Here is a 24,335-nt window from a genome sequence, read left to right on the forward strand (position 1 = left end):
GAGGCTTGCTATGCAAGTAAGCCTTAAGCAGCTGCATACAAAAGGTAGAGGCTTTAGTTTAATAGAAATTTTAGTGGTATTAGTGATCATCGCTTTTGCCACAAAAATGGTGGTATACAGCTTAGAAGGTGGCGCCGAAGATGAGTTAGACACTCAAGCGCTTAGGCTGCATACCACCATTAATATGGCATCTGAATTTGCAATTTTAAACCAGGTTGAGCTTGGCTTTTTAGTTGAAGAGAATACGTTAGAGTATTTAGTTTTTGATGGCGAAAAATGGATAACTTTTGAACGTGAAGAGCTATTCAAGCCCATAGAGCTAGATGAACGATTAAAGCTCACTTTAAATTTAGAAGACTTAGCATGGGCGCAAGATAACTTATTAGAGCAGTCTAATTGGCGCGAGCTAATGAGCGGCGGCGATGAAGATAGCTTGTTAGAGCTTAAAAAAGTGAAAATCCCACAGGTGCTTATTTTATCATCGGGTGAGGTAAGTGCGTTCCAGCTAATTCTTGAATTAAAAGAGCAAAGTGAACCTGTTTATTACATTGAAGGCGAGTTTACTGCACCAGTTAATTTTCGCCGAGAGCCAGAATAATGAAGTTTAATAAAGGCTTTACGTTATTAGAAGTACTGGTTGCGCTAAGTATTTGTGCGATGGCAGGTATAGCGGCCATGCAAGCAACTGGCGAGCATATACATCACTTAACAACAATTGAAGAGCAAACGTATGCATCTTGGGTCGCTGAAAACGTACTTATTGAGCAGCGTACAAAAGGTGAACAGTGGCAAGGTAAAAACAATGCACGAGGTAGTGAAGTAATGGCGGGTGTTGAATGGTTTTGGCAGCAAGAGGTAGTAGCCACAGCCGATAAAAGCTTTGTTAAAGTAACAATCAATGTATTTACCGATGAAAAGTATGAGAACTCAGCGTATGAGCTTTCGACTTACCTTAACAAAGGCAGTAAGTAAGTGAAGCAGCGCGGGTTTACGTTGCTAGAAGTAATGGTGGCACTGGGTATTTTAGCTTTTGTAATTATTGCCACTCATCAAATACTAGATAGCACCACCAAAGCAAAAGATGCCTCGGACGAAACAATTGCTGAGTTAAACGCGTTACAAACTACCTTTAGGTTAATGGATCAAGACTTTAGCCAAATGACTAAGCGCGCAGTTCGCAATGAGTCGGGCGATGTGCAAGAGCAATACTTACTAGCAGGTCGCTATGTATTAGAAAGCCAATACGATGGCATTGCATTTGTACGCGACGGTTGGATAAACCCTATTAACTTATTACCTCGCTCTGAATTACAAGCCGTTGGTTACAGAGTGCTAGATGATAACCTTGAACGCGTTTACAGGGTATACGTGGACCAGCTTGATAATATGGAGCCGCGTGTACAGCGAATACTTGAAAATGTAGAAGAGCTCAAGTTTGAGTTTTTAGATGATAAAAACGCATGGCAAGAACAATGGGAAATTAAAGCGCTTCCTAAAGCCGTTGCTGTAACACTTCAGCAAATAGAGGCTGAACCTATTCGTCGAGTATTTTTAGTTCCAGGTCAGGGCAAAGTTGTTGCGCCACCAAGTACAACACAAAGTACGAGTGTGGATAATGGGTAAACAGCAAGCGTCACGTGGCGCAGCACTTGTTATTGTTTTATTTATTGTTGCATTAGCTGCTATTTTAGCGGTTGAAATGAGTGCTAATTTGATGGTTCAAGTACAAAAAAGCACTAACCTGCAAGGTCATCAACAAGCTAAGTGGTATGCATATGGGGCAGAAGAGTTAGCTATCAAAGGGCTTATACAAAGCAAGAAAGATGATGCAGATAAAACGTCGCTTGATCAAATTTGGGCAACTCAAGGTAATACTGCATACCCGGTTGATAATGGTACTTTGAGTGGTCAAATTACTGACTTACAAGCCTGTTTAAATTTAAATGCATTAGCACAAGAGCCTGATGTAAGCAGCACAAGTAAAACAAACCCTGCGCATAAAGCGTTATTTGCACTACTTGAAAATATTGAAGATTTACCTGCGGATGAGTCAGAAGAGGCGATGGCCGATAGTGTATTTGATTGGCTTGATGAGGACAGCATTACTTATCGTTCAGGCGCGGAGGAGGATGAGTATTTATCTCGTAAATTTCCGTATATGACTGCAAATAGCTTATTTGCGTCAACTTCGGAGCTGCGTTTAGTGAAAGGGTTTAACCCATTAGTAATGGAAAAAGTATTACCGTATGTATGTGTAATACCAGGCAGCCCCTTATTATTGATTAATGTAAATACACTACAGCCAGAACAAGCTCTTATCTTGAGCGCCATGATTGATGAACTGAGTTTATCTGCTGCTGAAGCTGTTATTGGGGCTCGCCCTGAAACAGGCTTTGACAGCATTGACGAGTTTTTCACTGAGGTGCAGCAACAAGGTGGAGCAAATATAGAATCTGTAAAAGACTTATTTAGTATTAATAGCGAATATTTTAAATTACAAACGCAGGCAAACTTTGTTGAATTGCGTTTTTCGATGACCACATTACTGCACGCTAAAGATGGCGACGTAACGATACTGGCGCGAAAATTTGGAGGCGTACAGTGACAGAAATACTGTTGATCCGCACGGGTCAAACCGAACAAGAACTGCTTAACTGGTTAATATACTTACCACAAGAACAAGAAATAATAGCCAGTGGTGAATTATCCAATGCAAGCCACTTAACTGAGTTAAGTGAAAAAGCACAAAGCAGAGAAGTTATTGTTTTACTACCAAGTGACCAAGTGCAATTAAAGACAGTTGCCTTACCCACAAAGTGGAACCGTAAACTTGAACAAGCATTGCCGTACATGCTTGAAGAAGATATAGCCTGTGATGTAGATGACTTATTTATAGCAGTAGGCGAGCCAACTATGCTTGGCGAGCAACATGCCATACGTGTAGCAATGACCGATCGTGAATGGTTTGAACAATGGCTTGCGTTATTTGCAGAGCATGATTTATCTGTTTATAAAATATTACCAGATGCACTGTTACTCCCTGTGGGAGATGAAGGTGAGGCCACTGCTATTGAACTTAATAACCAGTGGTTATTTAAACAAGGGCAATGGCATATAAGTGCGGTTGAACCAAGTTGGTTAAGTAATTATTTAACGGCTTTAGGCAATCCAAACATTAAGCATTTTAGCCCTGCGAATCATTTTCCTGAAAGTGTTAACCTACACGCACAAACCAATGAATACGACTTGCCTTTAGCTTTATTTGCAAAGCAATTAGATAGCGTTAAATTTAATTTGCGCCAAGGCCTTTATCAGCTTAAAAAGAAAAGCTCATTGTGGTGGGGGTACTGGAAAGGCGCAGCAATTATTGCAGGCGTTGCGCTAGTCTCTACGGTTGCAATTAAATCAATAGAACTGCACCAACTCAACTCGGAACTAGAAATAGCTAAAGCGCAAGTGGTTGATAGATATCAAAAAGCGTTTCCTGGCGTAAAAGTTCGCCCTAACTTAATTAAAAGCCAAATAAAAGGCGCACTTGATAGAGTGCAAGGTTCAAGTGAAGCTGGCTTTTTAGACTTAACCGCAAATTTGGTTGATGTGTTTTCTCAGGTGAGTGAATTTACCCTAGAAACTCTGCGCTACGATAAGCGTCGAAATGAGCTGCGTATTCGCGCTAGAGCAAAAGACTTTCAAACATTTGGTAAAGTTAAAACCATACTCGAAAAACAAGGTTTAACCGTTGAGCAAGGCTCTTTAAATAACGACGGTGATTATGTTGTGGGCGAAATTAAACTGCGAGGTGCGGTATGAAAAAGCAGTTAATGCAATATTGGCGCTCACTAAAAGAGCAAGAGCAGCAATTAGTTATGATCGCTGGTGGCGTATTTATTATTTTTGTTTTAGTTATGGGTATATTTAGACCATTAAATAACGCAATAGAAAAAGCGCAACAGTCACAGATAAAACAACAAGAGCTTCTTGTTTGGGTTGATGAAAGCATAGTAAAGCTAAAAGCGGCGGGTAATACTAACGTAGTGAGCAATACAAACTTAAGCCAAGTTGTTAACTCTACACGTGGTCGTTATCAAATAGATATTAGTAAAATGCAGCCTAGTACGGGGTCACTTCGTTTAACGCTCGACTCTGTAGAGTTTAATCAACTAATCGAATGGTTAGACGAATTGGTAAATCAGCATGGTTTAAAAATTGAAAATTTAGATTTAAGCCGTGACGACAAATCGGGTTATGTACGTGTAAGCCGCTTGGTATTAGAGAATTAATTAATGAAAAAAATAATAATGTTATCGGCTGTATTTTTAGTCAGTTTTATTGTGTTTTGTATTATTAAATTACCGGCGGTTATAGCGCTTGATATAGCAAAACCCTACTTGCCTAAACAGTTAGAAATTGGCCAAACTGTTGGTACTGTGTGGGAAGGGCAAATGATGCAAGTACGCTTTGAGGGCGAGCAACTAAATAATGTACGGTGGGATATAGCAGGCTGGCAATTATTTACTGGTAAGTTAAACGCAAATATTAAATTTGGTAATGCGCGTGAACGTAGTGATATTTCAGGATATGCCGACATAAGTTATGGGTTATTTAATAACAAAGTAAAAGTAACCGATGGTTTAGTTCGCTCAACGGTTGAGCGTGCGATGGGAAGAATACAGCTACCATTGCCAGTAACAGCTAAAGGTCGCGTAATATTAGAACTTGAAGAATATGGCTCGGGTGCACCTTATTGCGAATCGTTAAAGGGTGAGATCGCGAGCCCAAATATTGATGTGCAAGGGTTAAATGGCTGGTTTAATATAGGCCCTCTAGGAGGCAAGTTAAGCTGTAAGTCGGGTGATATAGCTATATTAATTGACCCAGATAATACGTTAGGCCTTGAAGCAGATGCTACACTTAAAGCTAATTTTGATTTTAGTGTCGCCGGTTATGTAAAACCAGATGCCAGCTTACCAAAAGATGTACATGATGCGGTTAAGTTTTTAGGCCGACCAGATAACCAAGGTCGCTACCCGCTCAATTTTTAATTGTTTCAATATAAAGAGTTTTAATGCAAATACCCCAATTTACTGAGTTGCATGCAAAGCAGCTCAGCACGTTTTTAAACACTCAGCCTCAAGCTATGACCCTTGAGCAAAGTGAAGGTTACTTATTTGGCGTTATTTGTTCGCCCAGCCCACTAGATGTGCACGAGTGGCTTGCACAAATACTACCAAACACAGCTAACGACTTAGACGAAGAGATGCTGTTTTTATTCATGGCGCTTTATCATAAAATTAGTGAGCAAGTGTTTGAAACTGGATACAAGTTACCAGTAGAGTTTAACCTTGAGTTTTGTAAGCCGTGGAGTGAAGGTTTTTTAGTGGCGACGAAAGCGTATGCTGAGCCTCTTTTAAATGCTCCCGAGTTAGATGCCGAATTTAAACAAGCACTAGAAAGTGCACTTAGTACGCTTAGCTTTTTTGCACTTGATCAGCAAGCCGTAACACAAATTGCAGCACAAAATAATATGACCTCAGACGCATTGTGCCAATATCAGTATGAATCTATGGGTGATTTTGCATTAGGTTTTGCAGAGCTTATTGAAGTTGTTGCTATTAATAGTGGTTTAATTACAGATGATAGTTGGGACGAGTAATTTGCTTTGCCTTTTAGGCGCTTAATCTAAGCGCCTAGTTCTAAAACAATATCAGTGCAGCCTTGCTTGCACTTTACTAAGCCTTTACCCGATTCGCTGGTGGCTAGATCAAGCGTTAAAACTCCATTACATTTTTCACACTTAAGCGTTTTACCTTGGGCTAATTGCTTGAGCATATTGCGTTGCTTATAAAACGAGTCGCTGGCTTTTTTATTTAGGTTAGAAAAATCCATTACTTAGCTCGCTTTTGCTCTAAAGCTTCAGAGACTATTTTACACACCGTGTTTAAGCGCTCATCGTAAAAATACAAGTTAAGATCGCGCTCACGACAGTAACGTAAATGAAAAAGCTGTACTGAATCATCAGTCGTAAATGTTTTTTCTATGTACTCTTGCTCAGATTCAGAAAGCTTTAACTGAGCGGCTACTCTATTTTTAGCCATGTTTGCAGCAGGGCTTCTGTTTACTTTGCTGGCATCACTTAAAAAACCAATGCCTTCTCCTAATAACTTTTCACGGGGTTCTTTTATTAAAGGATGGTCAATAGTGAAAAAGGCAAGGATCAGCACTACCAATATAATAAATTTTTTCATGGATACGTAAACCTTGATCTAAATAGGGTTAAATTACCATGCAGTGTAATAAACTGCATTTTAAAAGCAAGTAACTGAGATGAATAAATTATTAGCAATCTAAGTCAGTAATTCTAGCCAATATTGTTATAATAGCTAACAGCAGTCAGATATTTCTGAAATATCTGAAACTATTCAAGAGGCTATTTATTAACCTAAATATGCCAAGCATGTAACGTGCACGCTTTAGTTATAGAGTACTTGAGTATTGCTGAATTTTTATTTCCAAGCGGCGTTGAGGAACTTCGATGGACAAGCAAATTAAAGTAAAAAATATACCTGTAGAGGTAAAAATCCAAAAGCCGGATTTAAGCCGAGATGATGACAGGTTTAATCCCCGAAATCGTATTTATGTGCGTGCTGTAAAAGGCCTCCATCAGTTACTCAGGCAGCGTATTGGCTTTTTAGGCATGCTCGCTTTTATGGTATTACCCTGGATCAATTTTAACGGGCAACAAGCTGTATTGTTTGATTTGATTGGCCAAAAGTATAATATTTTTGGTTTAACGCTTTGGCCTCAAGATTTTACTATTCTTGCGTTTATATTTATGTTGGCAGCGTTTGCGCTATTTTTAGTTACCACTTTTTATGGCCGGGTGTGGTGTGGTTATACTTGCCCACAAACCGTATGGACCTTTATTTTTATCTGGTTTGAAGAAAAGTTTGAAGGAACGGCAAATCAGCGTAAAAAGCTCGATCAACGGCCAATGGATTTTGATAAGTTTTGGCGGAAAACAGCTAAGCATTCCAGCTGGATCTTGTTTTCTTTGTATACCGCAATCTCGTTTGTAGGCTACTTTACACCCATTAGAGAACTGCTCCCTGATTTCGTCACTTTTAGCGTCGGTGGTTATGCATTAATAAGTATTATCTTCTTTGCTGCATGTACTTATGCCAACGCTGGCTGGATGCGTGAAATTATGTGTTTACATATTTGTCCGTATTCACGCTTTCAATCTGCTATGTTTGATAAAGATACTTACACCGTAACGTACGATGAGCAAAGAGGCGAAAGCCGTGGTCCACGTTCGCGCAAAGTTGCTCATGAAGACCTAGAAATGGGCGACTGCATAGACTGTAATTTGTGTGTTCAAGTATGCCCAACAGGTATAGATATTCGTAATGGCCTACAAGCTGAATGTATTAACTGTGGTGCGTGTATTGATGCCTGTGATGGTGTGATGGACAAAATGGACTATCCGCGTGGGCTTATTTCATATACGACAGAGCGAAACCTAGAAACACCTGAAAATAAAACTAATCCACTACGAGCTAAAATCATAGGTTATACGGTCATACTTGTTGTACTTACGGGGGCGCTTGTCGCTAATATAGCACTGCGTAAAACCATGGACTTTGATATTATCCGTGATAGAAACCAATTATACCGTGTCGACTTTGATGGTTTGGTAGAAAACACTTACACGTTAAAAGTGATTAATAAAGCGCAATACGAGCAAACCTTTAACATTAAGGTCCAAGGACTTGATAACTTTAAATACTTAGGTAAGCAAACATTTACTGTGCAAGCTGGTCAGTCTCACAATGTACCACTTTCGCTTGTAATGGACCCTTATGATTTAAAAGCACCAATGACCGAGTTCAGCTTTGTGCTTTCGCCAGTCAGTGAACCTGACGAAACGATATCGCAGCCAAGTAACTTTTTTAAAGCACGGTAATATCGGCTTACCCAATAAGTAGTAAGTTATAGCAATTAACAAAAGCGGGTGAATAACCCGCTTTTATTTTATATAAGAAGAGTATGAGTAAATTTAGCTTTATTGACCTAACACCCGACCTAATACTCGATGCTATAGAAACGGTAGGCATTTATGCTGAGTCGGGTTTATTAGCACTTAACAGTTACGAAAACAGAGTTTATCAATTTAAGGCTGAAGATGGCCTGCGCTACGTAGTAAAGTTTTATCGCCCAGAACGCTGGAGCAAAGAGCAAATTCAAGAAGAACATGATTTTGCATTTGAACTAGCAGAGGCAGAAGTACCAGTAGTTGCACCGGTTAAATATAATGGAAAAAGCTTGTTTGAGCACCAAGGCTATTTGTTTGTGTTATTTCCAAGCGTAGGTGGACGCCTATTCGAGGTTGATAACCTAGATCAACTTGACGTGATGGGGCGATTAATTGGCCGTATGCATCAAGTTGCTAAAACCAAACCATTTACGCATAGACCAACACTTACCTGTGAAGAATACTTACATACAGCCAAAGTTCATCTTCAAAAAAGTAACTTGGTACCAATGGGAATAAGTACTGCTTTTTACACTATTTTAGATTTAGTAATAGAGCAGGCACAAACGCAGTATAAAGATACGCACAGTATTCGCTTACATGGAGATTGCCATGCAGGTAACATATTGTGGGCAGGTGATGCGTTAATGTTTGTTGATTTAGACGATAGCCGTCAAGGTCCTGCTATTCAAGATTTATGGATGATGCTCAGTGGCGATAGGGCTACGCAACTGTTACAGTTAGACACCCTTGTAAATGCGTATGAAGAGTTTTGTGATTTTGACCACACTCAACTCAAATTGATTGAACCGCTGCGAGCGATGCGTATTATTCATTACATGGGATGGGTAGCTAAACGATGGAGCGATCCTGCTTTTGTACGGAACTTTTCGTGGTTTGCAGATGACAAATACTGGGAGCAACAAATTTTAGCGCTAAAAGAGCAGCTTGCAGCACTGCAAGAAGCACCGCTTAAGTTATTGCCATAATATTTTATTTAAAGATAAGTACAACGAGATACCAATGCTTAAAAAATTGAAACTGAGTTTATTACTTTTATGTTTACCATTTGCAGCACTTGCTGCACAGTTTGAAGCCGATAACCAATACACAGTGATTGATGTAGATAAAAGCGCGGAGCCACAGGTAACCGAGTTTTTTTCTTACTATTGCCCGCACTGTTTTAAATTTGAGCCAGTTGCTAAAGCAATCGAAAAAAACCTACCTGAAGGTACAGAGTTCATTAAAAACCATGTGAACTTTTTAGGCGGCGTTTCGCCACAAGCACAAAGCAATTTGAGCTATGCCTACTTAATTGGCAAAAAACATGGGCAGGCGCAAAGCATTAGCGATCAAATATTCAAAAGCATTCATGTTCAACGTGCTCCTTTAACGCAAATGAAAGACGTTAAAAAGTTACTTGAAGTTAACGGTATTGATAGCGCGACATTCGATCAAGACATTGCAAGTATGCCAATTATTGCCGCTGAACGTGCAATGCAAGACAAACAAAATAAATACTCGAAAATTGGCGCACTTACAGGCGTGCCTACTTTTATAGTTAACGATAAATATAAAATAAATATTAACACCATCAATAATCAGCAAGAACTTGATGAGTTAGTTGCTTTTTTACTAACACTTTAATCTCGGAGAATAATAATAATGATCAAATTAGTTAAAGCAGGTTTACTTGCAGTATTACTGCCAATGGCAGCAACTAGTTTTGCAGCAACGTATGAAGAAGGCGTGCATTACGACGTGATATCTGAGCGTGCAACTAAAAAACCAGAGATTAAAGAGTTTTTCTCATTTTACTGCCCTGCATGTAATAACATGGAAGCATTAATTGGTGAGTTTAAACCTAAGCTTGATAAAAATGTTAAATTTAAAAAGAGCCATGTGGATTTTGTAGGTGTTCGTGACCCAGAAAATCAACAAATGATGAGCCAAGCGCTAGCGACAGCTGAAGTGCTTCCACAAAAAGATAAAATTGTTTCTGCAATTTTTAATCACATTCATACCAAGCGCGCTAAGTTTAATGAGCTTGCTGATGTAAAAGATATATTTGTAGCACAAGGTGTAGATGGCGATAAGTTTGATAAGCTTTTCAAAAGCTTCTCGGTACGTACGCTAAGCTCTAAAATGAAACGCGATCAAGACTACTTTAAAGAAAAAGGCGCACTACGTGGCGTACCTACATTTATTGTAAATGGTAAGTACAAATTAAACCTTGGCCGAGAGTCGGGTATTACTGAGCCAGAAGACATTGGTAAACTGATTAATTATCTAGCTAGCAAATAAATTTAGCTAAAACTAAAAAAGCTCCTCAGGGAGCTTTTTTGCTTTATAAGGATGTAGCAATGGAAAAAATATTAGTATCGAGTTGCTTGCTAGGGCAGCCTGTTCGTTATGATGGAAAAGGACAAACATTACAGCATCCACAATTACGGGTATGGCAAAGTAATAAGAAAATAGTATCCTTTTGTCCTGAAGTTGCAGGTGGGCTATCTACTCCTAGAGCTCCTGCTGAAATAATACAGGGGAGAGTAATTACTAATTCAGGAGAGGATGTTACAGAGCAATTTCAAACTGGGGCTAATATAGCGCTAGAAGTTTGTAAAAAGAATAAAGTTCGTTTTGCTCTACTTAAAGAATCGAGCCCTTCTTATGGACGAAATACAATATATGATGGAAAGCATCGCGGAGTATAAATCGAAGGTCTAGGTTTAACTGCAGCATTATTTATGAAGAATGGGATTCAAGTGTTTAGTGAAGAACAAATACCAGCACTTATAAAAGTACTGGCACTTTAATTTTGGTTGGCTATTTACGCTGTAAGAAAACACCTGATTCTATGTGATGCGTATAAGGGAACTGATCAAATATCGCAAAGCGCTTAACGTTATGCGTACGAGTTAAATGATCAAGATCACGCTCAAGGGTTTCTGGATTACACGATATATAAATTATATTTTCGTAATTAGCCACTAAATCACACGTTAACTCATCCATGCCTGCGCGCGGTGGATCAACTAATATGGTTTGGCAGTCGTAGCTTTTTAAATCTATGCCCTCTAAACGAGAGAAAGTACGCTCACCATTCATTGCTTGAGTAAACTCTTCGCTCGACATACGTATAATATCGAGATTATCTACATTGTTTTTGGCAATGTTATACTGAGCAGAGTGAACAGACGATTTAGATATTTCAGTTGCTAGTACTTTATTAAAAGAACCCGCCAGTGCAATAGAAAAGTTACCGTTACCGCAATAAAGCTCTAATAAATCATTTTTAAGTGGTTTACATAAGTCTTGCGCCCATTCAAGCATATTAATATTTACTTTAGCATTTGGCTGAGTAAAGCTGTTTTCAACTTGTTGGTAAATAAGCTCTTGGCCGTTAACAGTTAAACGCTCAGTAACAAAGTCATCACCAAGTACTTCTTTTTGTTTGCGGGCACGGCCAATAAAATCAATTTTGTACTTGCTGCTTAGTTTTTCTTTAAGTGCTTTTATTTCAGTTAGCCACTGCTCATCTAGTGGTTTGTGATAAAGCAGGCTCACTAAAATTTCACCGCTTAGGGTTGATAGGTAATCTATTTGAAATAGCTTGCGGCGTAAAATCTCACATGGTTTAAGATTTTCAATCATCACTTGCATGATTTCACCTACAAGAGGTGCCGCAGGATCAAATGTATCTACGCGAATTTTTTCTTTTGTTTGTTGATCAAACATAATATGGAACAGATCGTCGCCATCGTGCCATACTCTAAACTCTGCGCGTTGGCGGTAGTTAGTTGGCTCTGAGCTAAATACTTCTAGCTGCTCCACACCAAAACGTCGAAACTGTGCACTTATACGCTGCTCTTTTTCACTTAATTGCGCTTGGTACTGTGTGGTATCTATTTTAATAACTGCCATTAACGCTACTACCTTATCTAAGATCTGTTTATCGGCGTTATTGTAGGGTGCGCTGTGTATTTGTCTAGTTTTGGTTAGAGTTAATGGTGTTTTTTTGCTCGCTTAACTTTAGTTTTATTTGCGCTGGCCGATAAAGAGCTACGCACGCATAGGAGACAGTTTATGAAAATAGGTAACTATAACTTTACGCCAAACAGTAATGTCAATAAATTCAATAATAAGGCTGATATTCAGCAGCCTACAATTGAGTCTCCTCAAGATAACTATCAACAACGAGGTAGAGAGCTTGCTGCAAAAGTACTCGGCGATAAAATGGCTGAGCAACTAGGCTTACCCGTTCAAGAAAAAAAAGCAGAGAAATCACTATTTGATTTTGATGAAATAGTAAAAAATGTACTCGACTTTGTCAGTGGCGCCGTTAATAAGGCAAAAGCAAACGGCGCTGACGATGACAAGCTTAAGAATATGCTTGGCGAAGCGCGCAAAGGAGTACAAATGGGTATTGATGATGCCGTTGAAGAACTTAAAGGCACTGGTATTTTTAATGACGACATGGAAGAAGGCATTAAAAAATCACAAGAGGGTATCTTCGACGGTATAGATACATTGGAGGAATCGTTATTTAATCCTCAACCTGCCAGTGTAAGTATAAGCCAAGGCCAATATGTAAGTATGAGCAGTGATGCTCAGTACAAGTTTACAACTGCCGAAGGTGATGAAGTAAGCATAAGCTTTGCCGATGCATACGAGTCCCAATCAGCTAGCGGTTATAGCAGAACCAATGATAGCGAATCATATGTAAGTTCGTCATCGCAATCTCGCCAGGTGTCTTTTTCAATGTCGGTTAATGGTGAATTAAACGAACAAGAGCAAGATGCAATTAATGCGATGATGGAAGACTTACAAAATGTAAGCTCAACATTTTTTGGTGGCGATTTAGATAAAGCATTTGAACAAGCGCAAGAGTTAAGTTTAGGTAGTGAACAGCTGGTGGCTTTTTCTATGGATTTACGTCAAACAAAAACGGTCGCAACTGTTAAGAGCTACGAAGAGTATAAGCCTGCTCCAGAAAAAGAAGTGGCTGATACATTAGCACCTTTTAACGATGATCTAAAAAATGCTTTTGAAAAAGCAGGTGAGTTAGGCTTACAAAATCAACTTGCTGGGATCTTACAATGGTTAAACCAAGATCAACAAGAAATCGATAAGCTAGTTGATTACACTAAATCGATGTTTGAAAATTTAAATCAGTTAAACACAGCGGCAGACGATCTCGCTGATTTAGAAACTCAGCAAAGTTAAACTACTTTCTTTTATAAATACCTCATGGCAAACTGCCGTTCTTAACGTTTAGTGGGAACAGTTGTTTGTCAGCGCATATAATGGTTTTTGATTCAGGTATTGGTGGCACCACTGTACTTGAGCATATAAAGCAAAGCATTCCTGATGCTCAGTACAGTTATTTTATGGATAACGCACTACTTCCCTACGGAGCGCAGTCCCAACAAACAATCATTAATCGCTTATATTCATTAATCCATTTTATTAATAGCAATAAGTTGAGTGTTGATTTAATTGTTATAGCGTGTAATACGGCTTCAACTTCGGCACTGAGTGCTGTTCGTAAAATAACCTCTATTCCTATTGTGGGTGTAGTACCTGCAATAAAGCCTGCAGCAGAGCTTACTCGTACTAATCACATAGCGCTATTGGCAACACCTGCTACAGTCACAAGTCGATATACAAAAACTTTAATTACTGAACACGCACGTAATGTAACGGTTAACTTATATAGCAGCGTTAAGTTGGTTGCTTTAGCTGAGCAGTATTTTTACACACAAGCCTTAGACATGCTCAAACTCCATCAAGAGCTTGATAGCCTAAAAGTAGATAAAAATACTGACGTGCTTGTATTAGGCTGTACGCATTTCCCTATATTAGCCAACCCTATTAGGGAGTACTTCAAGGGAGATGTACAGTTGTTAGATTCAGGTCAAGCTATAGCAAATAGAGTTCATTTTTTATTGGCTCAATCAAACCTTCTAGCAAAAAAACCTTCAGACATAAAAAAGCCGCTGCATTACTATGCAACGGCTGATATTAATAGTGATAAACTAGCGATAAAACTAGTTACACTGATTGATCCGTCTCAGTGCGAAGAGCACTAGAATCATCTTCTTGTTTTTGTTTTGCTTCGCGTACTTTTAAAGTACGTTGCTGAAACTCACTGTCGTTAAGCTTAGCAATTGCATTATCTGCATCTGCCTGCGCCATTTCAACAAAACCAAAGCCACGACGCTTGCCTGTATTTTTATCCTTTAATAGGCGTACGTTAAACACTTTACCTTGTTCTTCAAACAAAGCACGAACCACACCTTCGTTTGCACGATAAGGTAGATTGCCAACATAAAGTGTTTTTGTTTTAACTTCGGTTTCTTCAACACCTTCAGATGACATTGCTGCAATAGCAATCGCACCTATTAATAAACCAGCACCAAATAGTAGTGCAGGGCTTAAAGCTAAGCTGCCTAAAGCAAATTCAACAATAACAAAACCAACTACAGCAAGAATAACAGAGAAGATAAAAGATTTTTGATCGGGTAATTTCATTTTAGATCTACCAATAAACAGGAAATAAACATTAATTTAACATTGTGAACTTGCTATCTTAACGTCTTAATTGAACATAGCAATGATATTTGTATTAAATAATAAAGAAGAGTGTAAAAAAGCATCAGCTTATGGCTGTTTTGATGAGGTTTTACCGTGTTTTGTTGTATTTTTGTTCGAACAGTAAAAAGATCTAAAAAAAGGGTTGATCTGTTTTTGGATCTCCCTATAATGCGACCCCACTGAGACGGGAAACGCCGATGCATAGCAAGGCAGCAGCGGCTCAGAGAGTTAAATAAAACTTCGTTTTTGAATCTTCTAAAAAGAAAGTTTAAAACAAAGTGTTGACTCGAAAAATAAAGGGTGTATTATTCGCATCCCTTGAGGCGCTAAAGCGACTCAAAACGTTCTTTAACAATATAAAGCAATCATCTGTGTGGGCACTCGTGCAGATTGAGTTCTAACAGCCAACCTACTTCGGTAGCGAGGCAAACAAATTAGAGTCTCAATTGAAACTGAGTGACCAACAGAATAATTACTTAGGTAGTTATTCAGCACAGTCAATTCAATATCGAAAGATATTAAATAAATTCAGAATTCATTGAGCTGTCGAAAGACATAAAACTTTTTAATTGAAGAGTTTGATCATGGCTCAGATTGAACGCTGGCGGCAGGCCTAACACATGCAAGTCGAGCGGTAACAGAAAGTAGCTTGCTACTTTGCTGACGAGCGGCGGACGGGTGAGTAATGCTTGGGAACATGCCTTGAGGTGGGGGACAACAGTTGGAAACGACTGCTAATACCGCATAATGTCTACGGACCAAAGGGGGCTTCGGCTCTCGCCTTTAGATTGGCCCAAGTGGGATTAGCTAGTTGGTGAGGTAATGGCTCACCAAGGCAACGATCCCTAGCTGGTTTGAGAGGATGATCAGCCACACTGGAACTGAGACACGGTCCAGACTCCTACGGGAGGCAGCAGTGGGGAATATTGCACAATGGGCGCAAGCCTGATGCAGCCATGCCGCGTGTGTGAAGAAGGCCTTCGGGTTGTAAAGCACTTTCAGTCAGGAGGAAAGGTTAGTAGTTAATACCTGCTAGCTGTGACGTTACTGACAGAAGAAGCACCGGCTAACTCCGTGCCAGCAGCCGCGGTAATACGGAGGGTGCGAGCGTTAATCGGAATTACTGGGCGTAAAGCGTACGCAGGCGGTTTGTTAAGCGAGATGTGAAAGCCCCGGGCTCAACCTGGGAACTGCATTTCGAACTGGCAAACTAGAGTGTGATAGAGGGTGGTAGAATTTCAGGTGTAGCGGTGAAATGCGTAGAGATCTGAAGGAATACCGATGGCGAAGGCAGCCACCTGGGTCAACACTGACGCTCATGTACGAAAGCGTGGGGAGCAAACAGGATTAGATACCCTGGTAGTCCACGCCGTAAACGATGTCTACTAGAAGCTCGGAACCTCGGTTCTGTTTTTCAAAGCTAACGCATTAAGTAGACCGCCTGGGGAGTACGGCCGCAAGGTTAAAACTCAAATGAATTGACGGGGGCCCGCACAAGCGGTGGAGCATGTGGTTTAATTCGATGCAACGCGAAGAACCTTACCTACACTTGACATACAGAGAACTTACCAGAGATGGTTTGGTGCCTTCGGGAACTCTGATACAGGTGCTGCATGGCTGTCGTCAGCTCGTGTTGTGAGATGTTGGGTTAAGTCCCGCAACGAGCGCAACCCCTATCCTTAGTTGCTAGCAGGTAATGCTGAGAACTCTAAGGAGACTGCCGGTGATAAACCGGAGGAAGGTGGGGACGACGTCAAGTCATCATGGCCCTTACGTGTAGGGCTACACACGTGCTACAATGGCGCATACAGAGTGCTGCGAACTCGCGAGAGTAAGCGAATCACTTAAAGTGCGTCGTAGTCCGGATTGGAGTCTGCAACTCGACTCCATGAAGTCGGAATCGCTAGTAATCGCGTATCAGAATGACGCGGTGAATACGTTCCCGGGCCTTGTACACACCGCCCGTCACACCATGGGAGTGGGTTGCTCCAGAAGTAGATAGTCTAACCCTCGGGAGGACGTTTACCACGGAGTGATTCATGACTGGGGTGAAGTCGTAACAAGGTAGCCCTAGGGGAACCTGGGGCTGGATCACCTCCTTATACGATTTAGAACTTATTTGTTCGTAGTGTCCACACAGATGATTGTTAATTGTAAAGAGAACAACACTTATTGTTTGGGTCTGTAGCTCAGCTGGTTAGAGCGCACCCCTGATAAGGGTGAGGTCGGTAGTTCAAATCTACTCAGACCCACCACTTCTTCTTAATCTTATCACTAAGCTTAAAATGAAGTCGGTATACAAACAGTAAGACCAGCATATGTGGGGCTATAGCTCAGCTGGGAGAGCGCCTGCCTTGCACGCAGGAGGTCAGCAGTTCGATCCTGCTTAGCTCCACCACTTTACTTCTTAAAAATAAATATTCTTTATCGGGCAGCAAAATCGCCTGAGAATAGAGTGTGTTTAATTTTGAGAAGTTTTTGATTCTCTGCTCTTTAAAAATTTGGAAAAGCTGATAATAAAATTCTGATAAATATTCGTATTTATCAAGAGTTTTCAAAAGTAAAAAAGAATGATAGCAGTATCATTCAGTGCCATTTAATCACTCTTTGAGTTGATTGATTGGTATCTACTTTAGTATTCAATATTAACTTCTGGCGAAGTTAAACTGTCACTAACAAAGACCCGTTTGGGTTGTATGGTTAAGTGACTAAGCGTACACGGTGGATGCCTTGGCAGTTGGAGGCGATGAAGGACGTATTAACTTGCGATAAGCCTAGTCAAGCTAGTAAAAAGCGCTTGAGACTAGGATTTCCGAATGGGGAAACCCACCTGCTTGCAGGTATCGTTAACTGAATACATAGGTTAACGAGGCGAACGCGGAGAACTGAAACATCTAAGTACCCGTAGGAAAAGAAATCAACCGAGATTCCGAAAGTAGCGGCGAGCGAAATCGGAACAGCCCTTAAGCTTATTATGTGTTAATGGAAGGCTCTGGAAAGTGCCACGATACAGGGTGATAGTCCCGTACATGAAAAGACATTTTAAGTGAAATCGAGTAGGTCGGAGCACGTGAAACTTTGACTGAATATAGGTGGACCATCATCTAAGGCTAAATACTCCCAACTGACCGATAGTGAACCAGTACCGTGAGGGAAAGGCGAAAAGAACCCCTGTGAGGGGAGTGAAATAGAACCTGAAACCGTGTACGTACAAGCAGTAGGAGCCTACTTGTTAGGTGACTGCGTACCTTTTGTATAATGGGTCAGCGACTTATATTTTGTAGCGAGGTTAACCGTATAGGGTAGCCGTAGGGAAACCGAGTCTTAACTGGGCGATTAGTTGCAAGGTATAGACCCGAAACCCGGTGATCTAGCCATGAGCAGGTTGAAGGTTGAGTAACATCAACTGGAGGACCGAACCCACTAACGTTGAAAAGTTAGGGGATGACTTGTGGCTAGGAGTGAAAGGCTAATCAAACCGGGAGATAGCTGGTTCTCCCCGAAATCTATTTAGGTAGAGCCTCGGACGAATACTTACGGGGGTAGAGCACTGTTAAGGCTAGGGGGTCATCCCGACTTACCAACCCTTTGCAAACTCCGAATACCGTAAAGTAATATCCGGGAGACACACGGCGGGTGCTAACGTCCGTCGTGAAGAGGGAAACAACCCAGACCGCCAGCTAAGGTCCCAAAGTCATAGTTAAGTGGGAAACGATGTGGAAAGGCCCAGACAGCCAGGAGGTTGGCTTAGAAGCAGCCATCCTTTAAAGAAAGCGTAATAGCTCACTGGTCGAGTCGGTCTGCGCGGAAGATGTAACGGGGCTAAACTATGCACCGAAGCTGCGGATTCAACGTTTACGTTGAGTGGTAGGGGAGCGTTCTGTAAGCCGTTGAAGGTGTGCCGGGAGGCATGCTGGAGGTATCAGAAGTGCGAATGCTGACATGAGTAACGATAATGCGGGTGAAAAACCCGCACGCCGGAAGACCAAGGGTTCCTATCCCATGTTAATCAGGGTAGGGTAAGTCGACCCCTAAGGCGAGGCCGAAAGGCGTAGTCGATGGGAAACGGATTAATATTTCCGTACTTGGTATAATTGCGATGGGGGGACGGAGAAGGCTAAGCAAGCATGGCGATGGTTGTCCATGTGAAAGTGAGTAGGGCGTTTGTTTAGGTAAATCCGGACGAACATTAAACCTGAGACACGAGACGAGTCACCAAGGTGATGAAGTTGTTGATGCCATACTTCCAGGAAAAGCCTCTAAGCTTCAGATTATACCGAATCGTACCCCAAACCGACACAGGTGGTCAGGTAGAGAATACTAAGGCGCTTGAGAGAACTCGGGTGAAGGAACTAGGCAAAATCGTACCGTAACTTCGGGAGAAGGTACGCTCCTATCTGTGATGAGACTTGCTCTCTAAGCGGACGGGAGCCGCAGTGACCAGGTGGCTGGGACTGTTTATTAAAAACACAGCACTGTGCAAAATCGCAAGATGACGTATACGGTGTGACACCTGCCCGGTGCCGGAAGGTTAATTGATGGGGTTATCCTTAGGGAGAAGCTCTTGATCGAAGCCCCGGTAAACGGCGGCCGTAACTATAACGGTCCTAAGGTAGCGAAATTCCTTGTCGGGTAAGTTCCGACCTGCACGAATGGTGTAACCATGGCCACGCTGTCTCCACCCGAGACTCAGTGAAATTGAAATCGCAGTGAAGATGCTGTGTACCCGCGGCTAGACGGAAAGACCCCGTGAACCTTTACTACAGCTTGGCACTGAACATTGAACCTACATGTGTAGGATAGGTGGGAGACTTTGAAGATGAGACGCTAGTTTTGTTGGAGTCGTCCTTGAAATACCACCCTTGTAGTTTTGATGTTCTAACGTTGGCCCCTGAATCGGGGTTACGGACAGTGCCTGGTGGGTAGTTTGACTGGGGCGGTCTCCTCCCAAAGAGTAACGGAGGAGCACGAAGGTTGGCTAAGTACGGTCGGACATCGTACGGTTAGTGTAATGGTAGAAGCCAGCTTAACTGCGAGACAGACACGTCGAGCAGGTACGAAAGTAGGTCATAGTGATCCGGTGGTTCTGAATGGAAGGGCCATCGCTCAACGGATAAAAGGTACTCCGGGGATAACAGGCTGATACCGCCCAAGAGTTCATATCGACGGCGGTGTTTGGCACCTCGATGTCGGCTCATCACATCCTGGGGCTGAAGTCGGTCCCAAGGGTATGGCTGTTCGCCATTTAAAGTGGTACGCGAGCTGGGTTTAGAACGTCGTGAGACAGTTCGGTCCCTATCTGCCGTGGGCGTTTGAGAATTGAGAGGGGTTGCTCCTAGTACGAGAGGACCGGAGTGAACGAACCGCTGGTGTTCGGGTTGTCATGCCAATGGCATTGCCCGGTAGCTACGTTCGGAACTGATAAGCGCTGAAAGCATCTAAGCGCGAAGCAGGCCTCGAGATGATTTCTCACTAGACTTTTAAAGTCTCTGAAGGGCCGTTGAAGACTACAACGTTGATAGGCAAGATGTGGAAGTGGTGTGAGCCATTAAGCTAACTTGTACTAATTACCCGTGAGGCTTAACCATACAACGCCAAACGCGTTTTGTGACAGTGAAGCGACAGAAGTTAATAACTAAAGTAGATATTACTTAAAGAATTAAAAAATATTATCAGATATTTTCCAAATTTATGAGGTGACTCTTAGCGCGTAGCGTTAAAGTAGAGGCACCTTGCGCAAAGGAAAAGCAGCACTACGTGCTTGTCATTAATCCTTTGCACCAAATTTGCTTGGTGACAATAGCGTTTTGGACCCACCTGACTCCATGCCGAACTCAGTAGTGAAACGAAACAGCGCCGATGATAGTGTAGCATTTGCTATGTGAAAGTAGGACATTACCAGGCTTCAAATAAGAGAAACCCGTTACAGCAATGTAACGGGTTTTTTGCTTTCTGGGGTTTAGTAAATAGCCAAGAGCCCATGCCAAACTCAGTAGTGGCCGCTCTCGTACATCCTGTACTCCACGGCATTTGTATTCCTATACATCAAACAAAACAGCTCGAAGGCGAGCCCCACGGAAGGCCGTCCCGACAGGAAGGTAGTGAAGCATTTGCTATGTGAAAGTAGGACATTACCAGGCTTCAAGTAAGACAAACTCAACTTGAAAGCGTCGATCTTTTTTATGCTTGAAGGAAAGAGAGTAATTAACTTTTATTAATTAGCTCCCAAGTACCTCCAGCCAGAAGGTGAGTTTCTACATTTAGTAAATTATATATTGTGTAGACTAATGCCTGAATGTGTATAGCGGGTTATGCTTGTGCATAGTTTGATTTATTGCCTAACCAACGTTGAATGAGTGGCTCTACTAAATTAGGGTGTTGTTTAAGCATTTGTTGAGCGATAGGTCTAACTTGGTTTAGTGTTTGTTTATCTCGTGTTAAATCTGCTATTTTAAATTCTGCTAAGCCTGTTTGTTTAGTGCTAAGTACTTCACCTGGGCCGCGTATCTCTAAATCGCGCTCTGCGATGACAAATCCGTCGTTACTATCTCTTAATACACCTAAGCGCTTTTGCGCAGTATAAGATAGAGGTGCGTGATATAAAAGGACGCAGTGCGATGCTGTGGCACCACGGCCTACTCGACCACGCAGTTGGTGCAATTGTGCTAAGCCTAAGCGTTCAGGGTTTTCTATTATAATTAAACTAGCGTTTGGCACATCTACGCCTACTTCAATAACTGTGGTAGCGACTAAAACGTGAATATTACCCGCTTTAAAATCACTCATAATGGCCTGCTTTTCCGCTGATTTCATGCGCCCGTGCACTAAACCTACATTTAATTCAGGTAGTGCCTCTTTTAATTGCAGAGCGCTATCTTCTGCTGCTTGACATTGTAGAGCTTCAGATTCGTCAATCAGTGTACAAACCCAATAAACTTGCCTGCCTTGTTCGTTACAGGCCAGTTTTACACGCGCAATTATATCGTCTCTACGAGTATCAGGAAGTGCTACTGTGGTTATGGGCGTACGCCCAGGTGGTAACTCGTCTATCACAGAGGTTTCTAAATCAGCATAAGCGGTCATGGCAAGCGTTCGTGGAATAGGTGTTGCTGTCATGACTAATTGATGAGGGTAGCAATCACCAAACTTGCCTTTTTCACGAAGAGATAGACGCTGATGCACACCAAAGCGATGTTGCTCATCAATGATTATAAGCACTAAGTTATTAAATTTAACTTCGTCTTGAAATAAAGCGTGAGTACCTACAATCATTTGGGCTTCACCAGAGGCTATTTTTTCAAGTGTTTCTACGCGCTCTTTACCCTTTGTTTTACCGCCAAGCCAAGCAACTGTTATACCTAGCTGATTAAACCAAGCCGTAAAATTAACACCATGTTGTTCTGACAGAATTTCTGTTGGTGCCATTAAAGCAACTTGAAACCCTTGAGCTATAGCTGTTAATGCACTAAGTGCTGCTACTAGAGTTTTACCTGAACCGACATCGCCTTGCACTAAACGCATCATGGGGTGAGCGTGTTGCATATCACCTTTGATTTCAGCCACTACACGGCTTTGTGCATTGGTTGGTGCAAAAGGAAGTTGTTCTAAAAATTGGCTTTCTAGAGTGTTTACTGGATTTAAAGCTACGGCTTTAACTTGTTGCCCTTGTTCGCGTACTTTTAATAAACTGAGGTTTTGCGCAAGTAATTCTTCAAATACGAGACGTTGCTGGGCAGGGTGAGTACCTTGCTCAAGTGCAGTTACATCAACATCATTTGGTGGGCGATGCAATAACAATAAAGCGTCGCTTAACGCCATACTTGATGGTTGCCATTTTGCAGGTAGTAGCTCTTCTACTGAGTACTTGCTTAGTAAATCAATAGCCTGTTCGCTTAAAGCCCTAATCGATAGCTGTTTTAAACCTTCAGTTGTTGAATAAACGGGCGTTAAGGTTGTGGCTACTGGTTGTTCGCTGGAGGTATCGCTGATGCTATATTCAGGATGGCTCATTTCAAAGCCAACGCGGCCACGGCGTATTTCACCAAAACAACGTATTATTTTACCAGCACCAAATGCGTTTTTTTGCGCTGCGGTAAAATTAAAAAAACGTAGTGTTAGCCTACCTGTACCATCGTTTATTTGAACAACTAACATACGTCTTTTTCCAAATGTAATTTGGCTAGTTTCAATGGTTGCTTCGACACTTACATGACTATGTAGTGCAAGTTCATTAATGGGGTAAAGGCGAGTTCTATCTTCGTATCTAAGAGGAAGGTGAAATAGCATGTCTTGTACTGTAATAATGCCTAGCTTTAACAAACGCTCAGCCATTTTTGGGCCGACCCCTTTGAGTTCTGTAATTGGGTATTGGTTTAAGCTAGGTTTAGACAAGTTTGATCTAATCTTATTATATGTGAGTGAGTTAAGTGTACTTACAGAGCCTTAGTCCATCAAGTATGTTTTAACGCTTGCCAAAATTGTTCACTCGCAATTATTTCACCATTTTCGTCAAGTGGCGGGTAAGGCAACTTTTTCATTCTGCATTGTTTGGCAATAACAGGGTGGTAGCCTTCAAAATACATAGGGTGCTTAATTTCATCACTTAACATATTACGGTTATACATACCGGCTTTTTGGCGTTGGTTTTGTGCTTCAAATAAAATAAGTGCTGCAGCAACAGATACATTAAGTGACTGCACCATACCTTGCATTGGAATAATAATATTTTGATCTGCATGTTTTAACGCATGCTCAGAAATTCCTGTTTTTTCTTGACCTACAATAATTGCTGTTGGTTTTGTGTAGTCGATTTCTGTGTAATTGACGGCATCTTCACTAAGGTGAGTTGCTAGTATTTGTACATCAGGGTTATGCTCACGCATTAAAGCAACAGCATCATCAATATTTTTGTGAAGGTGCGTATCTAACCAGTTTTTGCTGCCACCAGAGGTATTGTTAGTTAACCACTTTTGGTTTTCTGGCCACACAGCATGAACATGGTGGCAGCCAACAGCGTCGGCGCTTCGCACAATAGCAGATAAATTGTGGTGTTTATGTACGTCTTCTAAACATACGGTTAAGTCTGTTTGACGGCGTGAAAGTACACCCTCAATTCTTTGATAGCGAGTTTGCTGCATGGTTATCCTCTTTTTTCGGCAATTATACGAGATTTTTACGCTTAAGGCATTACCGTACGGCTAATTGGGTTTTGCAAAGAAATTAGGGTTTCTGTTGATTGAATTGCCTCTATTGCTTGTATTTTATTAATCAACACATCTTGCAGATGATCAATTGATTTGGTCATTACTTTTATGAATATACTGTAGTTGCCTGTCGTGTAATAAGCTTCTACTACTTCCTCTAGAGCTTCTAATTTAATAAGTGTTTGTGGGTAATCGCGTGCGTTACTTAAGTTAATACCTATAAAACAACATACATCGTAACCAAGCTGTTTAGTATCTATCATTAATTGAGTTCCGGTGATTATGCCTGCTTGCTTCATTTTTTCTATTCGCACGTGAATAGTGCCCGCACTAACGTTGAATTTTTTTGCTAATTCCGCATAAGCTGTACGGGCATTTGCCATTAATGCGTGAAGTATATGTTTATCGAGATTATCGATTAAATAATTATTCATTAGATTGTCTTACTTAAATTAGTGAATTCTCATTTTAAGAGGGGGTTAAATTAATTGATTTAATAAGAT

At 41.2% G+C, this 24,335-nt stretch carries 21 protein-coding genes, 2 tRNA genes, 3 rRNA genes and 1 pseudogene; 20 read left to right on the forward strand and 7 right to left on the reverse strand.

The annotated features are described in order from the left end of the window. The first annotated feature begins 10 nt into the window (after positions 1-10). Genes ALFOR1_RS01295 through ALFOR1_RS01330 form a run of 8 tightly spaced genes read left to right on the forward strand, consistent with a single transcriptional unit; the run spans position 11 to position 5,653 of the window. Positions 11-598 (forward strand): pilus assembly FimT family protein, encoded by a 588-nt coding sequence (locus ALFOR1_RS01295; RefSeq protein WP_058548230.1) that lies wholly within the window; start codon positions 11-13, stop codon positions 596-598. Further along, complete coding sequence (gene gspI, locus ALFOR1_RS01300; RefSeq protein ID WP_058548229.1) at positions 598-972, forward strand: type II secretion system minor pseudopilin GspI; 375 nt, start codon at positions 598-600, stop codon at positions 970-972. The genes ALFOR1_RS01295 and gspI overlap by 1 nt, the downstream gene beginning before the upstream one ends. Next, entirely contained in the window at positions 973-1,623 is a 651-nt protein-coding gene (gspJ, locus tag ALFOR1_RS01305; protein WP_104641807.1) for a type II secretion system minor pseudopilin GspJ, read from the forward strand. Next, positions 1,616-2,605 (forward strand): type II secretion system minor pseudopilin GspK, encoded by a 990-nt coding sequence (gspK, locus tag ALFOR1_RS01310; protein ID WP_104641808.1) that lies wholly within the window; start codon positions 1,616-1,618, stop codon positions 2,603-2,605. The genes gspJ and gspK overlap by 8 nt, the downstream gene beginning before the upstream one ends. Continuing rightward, positions 2,602-3,810, forward strand: coding sequence for a type II secretion system protein GspL (gene gspL / locus ALFOR1_RS01315; protein ID WP_104641809.1), 1,209 nt, complete (start codon positions 2,602-2,604; stop codon positions 3,808-3,810). Before gspK ends, gspL begins: the two co-directional genes overlap by 4 nt. Next, entirely contained in the window at positions 3,807-4,280 is a 474-nt protein-coding gene (gene gspM / locus ALFOR1_RS01320) for a type II secretion system protein GspM (RefSeq protein WP_104641810.1), read from the forward strand. The genes gspL and gspM overlap by 4 nt, the downstream gene beginning before the upstream one ends. Before the next feature lie 3 nt (positions 4,281-4,283). Further along, a complete protein-coding gene (locus ALFOR1_RS01325) occupies positions 4,284-5,042 on the forward strand; it encodes a type II secretion system protein N (protein WP_104641811.1) in 759 nt (252 codons plus the stop codon). Positions 5,043-5,065: 23 nt separating this feature from the next. Further along, positions 5,066-5,653: a UPF0149 family protein gene (locus ALFOR1_RS01330; protein WP_104641812.1), complete on the forward strand. Its 588-nt coding sequence runs from the start codon at positions 5,066-5,068 to the stop codon at positions 5,651-5,653. A 26-nt stretch (positions 5,654-5,679) separates the two neighbouring features. Here the strand turns inward: ALFOR1_RS01330 and ALFOR1_RS01335 are convergent, their stop codons facing one another. Beyond that, positions 5,680-5,886, reverse strand: a complete 207-nt coding sequence (locus ALFOR1_RS01335) for a hypothetical protein (RefSeq protein WP_058548222.1) — start codon at positions 5,884-5,886, stop codon at positions 5,680-5,682. Continuing rightward, the gene (locus tag ALFOR1_RS01340; RefSeq protein WP_104641813.1) at positions 5,886-6,245 is read right to left on the reverse strand and encodes a hypothetical protein; all 360 of its coding nucleotides are present in this window, start codon (positions 6,243-6,245) and stop codon (positions 5,886-5,888) included. Before ALFOR1_RS01340 ends, ALFOR1_RS01335 begins: the two co-directional genes overlap by 1 nt. A gap of 287 nt (positions 6,246-6,532) precedes the next feature. On the opposite strand from ALFOR1_RS01340, the gene ccoG reads away from it, so the two are divergent. From ccoG to ALFOR1_RS01365, 5 genes and pseudogenes are all read left to right on the forward strand, one after another. Further along, the gene (ccoG, locus tag ALFOR1_RS01345) at positions 6,533-7,963 is read left to right on the forward strand and encodes a cytochrome c oxidase accessory protein CcoG (protein ID WP_104641814.1); all 1,431 of its coding nucleotides are present in this window, start codon (positions 6,533-6,535) and stop codon (positions 7,961-7,963) included. Between the two features lie 83 nt (positions 7,964-8,046). Continuing rightward, the gene (locus ALFOR1_RS01350) at positions 8,047-9,021 is read left to right on the forward strand and encodes a serine/threonine protein kinase (protein ID WP_058548219.1); all 975 of its coding nucleotides are present in this window, start codon (positions 8,047-8,049) and stop codon (positions 9,019-9,021) included. Between the two features lie 34 nt (positions 9,022-9,055). Continuing rightward, the gene (locus tag ALFOR1_RS01355; RefSeq protein ID WP_058548218.1) at positions 9,056-9,679 is read left to right on the forward strand and encodes a thiol:disulfide interchange protein DsbA/DsbL; all 624 of its coding nucleotides are present in this window, start codon (positions 9,056-9,058) and stop codon (positions 9,677-9,679) included. An 18-nt stretch (positions 9,680-9,697) separates the two neighbouring features. Beyond that, positions 9,698-10,336: a thiol:disulfide interchange protein DsbA/DsbL gene (locus tag ALFOR1_RS01360; protein ID WP_104641815.1), complete on the forward strand. Its 639-nt coding sequence runs from the start codon at positions 9,698-9,700 to the stop codon at positions 10,334-10,336. 59 nt (positions 10,337-10,395) lie between these two features. Continuing rightward, a pseudogene (locus ALFOR1_RS01365) lies at positions 10,396-10,848 on the forward strand (DUF523 domain-containing protein). Between the two features lie 10 nt (positions 10,849-10,858). Here ALFOR1_RS01365 and trmA read toward each other — a convergent pair. Continuing rightward, entirely contained in the window at positions 10,859-11,956 is a 1,098-nt protein-coding gene (gene trmA, locus ALFOR1_RS01370; protein ID WP_104641816.1) for a tRNA (uridine(54)-C5)-methyltransferase TrmA, read from the reverse strand. 162 nt (positions 11,957-12,118) lie between these two features. Between trmA and ALFOR1_RS01375 the strand changes: the two genes are divergently transcribed. Continuing rightward, a complete protein-coding gene (locus ALFOR1_RS01375) occupies positions 12,119-13,258 on the forward strand; it encodes a DUF5610 domain-containing protein (protein WP_104641817.1) in 1,140 nt (379 codons plus the stop codon). A 65-nt stretch (positions 13,259-13,323) separates the two neighbouring features. Further along, entirely contained in the window at positions 13,324-14,124 is an 801-nt protein-coding gene (gene murI, locus ALFOR1_RS01380; protein ID WP_104641818.1) for a glutamate racemase, read from the forward strand. On the opposite strand, the gene ALFOR1_RS01385 is transcribed toward murI, so the two are convergent. After that, complete coding sequence (locus ALFOR1_RS01385) at positions 14,087-14,566, reverse strand: RNA recognition motif domain-containing protein (RefSeq protein WP_058548212.1); 480 nt, start codon at positions 14,564-14,566, stop codon at positions 14,087-14,089. The two genes, murI and ALFOR1_RS01385, sit on opposite strands and share 38 nt — an antisense overlap. Positions 14,567-15,195: 629 nt before the next feature. On the opposite strand from ALFOR1_RS01385, the gene ALFOR1_RS01390 reads away from it, so the two are divergent. The 5 genes from ALFOR1_RS01390 (at position 15,196) to rrf (ending at position 20,533) form a co-directional block, all read left to right on the forward strand. After that, positions 15,196-16,731 (forward strand): 16S ribosomal RNA (locus ALFOR1_RS01390). A 76-nt stretch (positions 16,732-16,807) separates the two neighbouring features. Next, positions 16,808-16,884, forward strand: a tRNA-Ile gene (locus ALFOR1_RS01395). Between the two features lie 67 nt (positions 16,885-16,951). Further along, positions 16,952-17,027, forward strand: a tRNA-Ala gene (locus tag ALFOR1_RS01400). A gap of 300 nt (positions 17,028-17,327) precedes the next feature. Next, positions 17,328-20,217 (forward strand): 23S ribosomal RNA (locus tag ALFOR1_RS01405). A 201-nt stretch (positions 20,218-20,418) separates the two neighbouring features. Then, positions 20,419-20,533, forward strand: a 5S ribosomal RNA gene (rrf, locus tag ALFOR1_RS01410). Together the 16S, 23S and 5S rRNA genes with 2 tRNA genes alongside form the textbook arrangement of a ribosomal RNA operon. Before the next feature lie 405 nt (positions 20,534-20,938). Here the strand turns inward: rrf and recG are convergent. The 3 genes from recG to asnC are packed head-to-tail and all read right to left on the reverse strand — an operon-like array spanning position 20,939 to position 24,266. Further along, positions 20,939-23,020 carry an ATP-dependent DNA helicase RecG gene (gene recG / locus ALFOR1_RS01415; protein ID WP_104641819.1) on the reverse strand — a complete coding sequence of 694 codons (2,082 nt, stop codon included), beginning with the start codon at positions 23,018-23,020 and terminating at the stop codon, positions 20,939-20,941. A 59-nt stretch (positions 23,021-23,079) separates the two neighbouring features. Beyond that, positions 23,080-23,766, reverse strand: coding sequence for a tRNA (guanosine(18)-2'-O)-methyltransferase TrmH (gene trmH / locus ALFOR1_RS01420; protein WP_058548752.1), 687 nt, complete (start codon positions 23,764-23,766; stop codon positions 23,080-23,082). Between the two features lie 41 nt (positions 23,767-23,807). Then, positions 23,808-24,266: a transcriptional regulator AsnC gene (gene asnC, locus ALFOR1_RS01425; RefSeq protein WP_104641820.1), complete on the reverse strand. Its 459-nt coding sequence runs from the start codon at positions 24,264-24,266 to the stop codon at positions 23,808-23,810. Positions 24,267-24,335 lie beyond the last annotated feature (69 nt).

Source organism: Pseudoalteromonas carrageenovora IAM 12662 (assembly GCF_900239935.1).
Classification (GTDB): Bacteria; Pseudomonadota; Gammaproteobacteria; order Enterobacterales; family Alteromonadaceae; genus Pseudoalteromonas; species Pseudoalteromonas carrageenovora.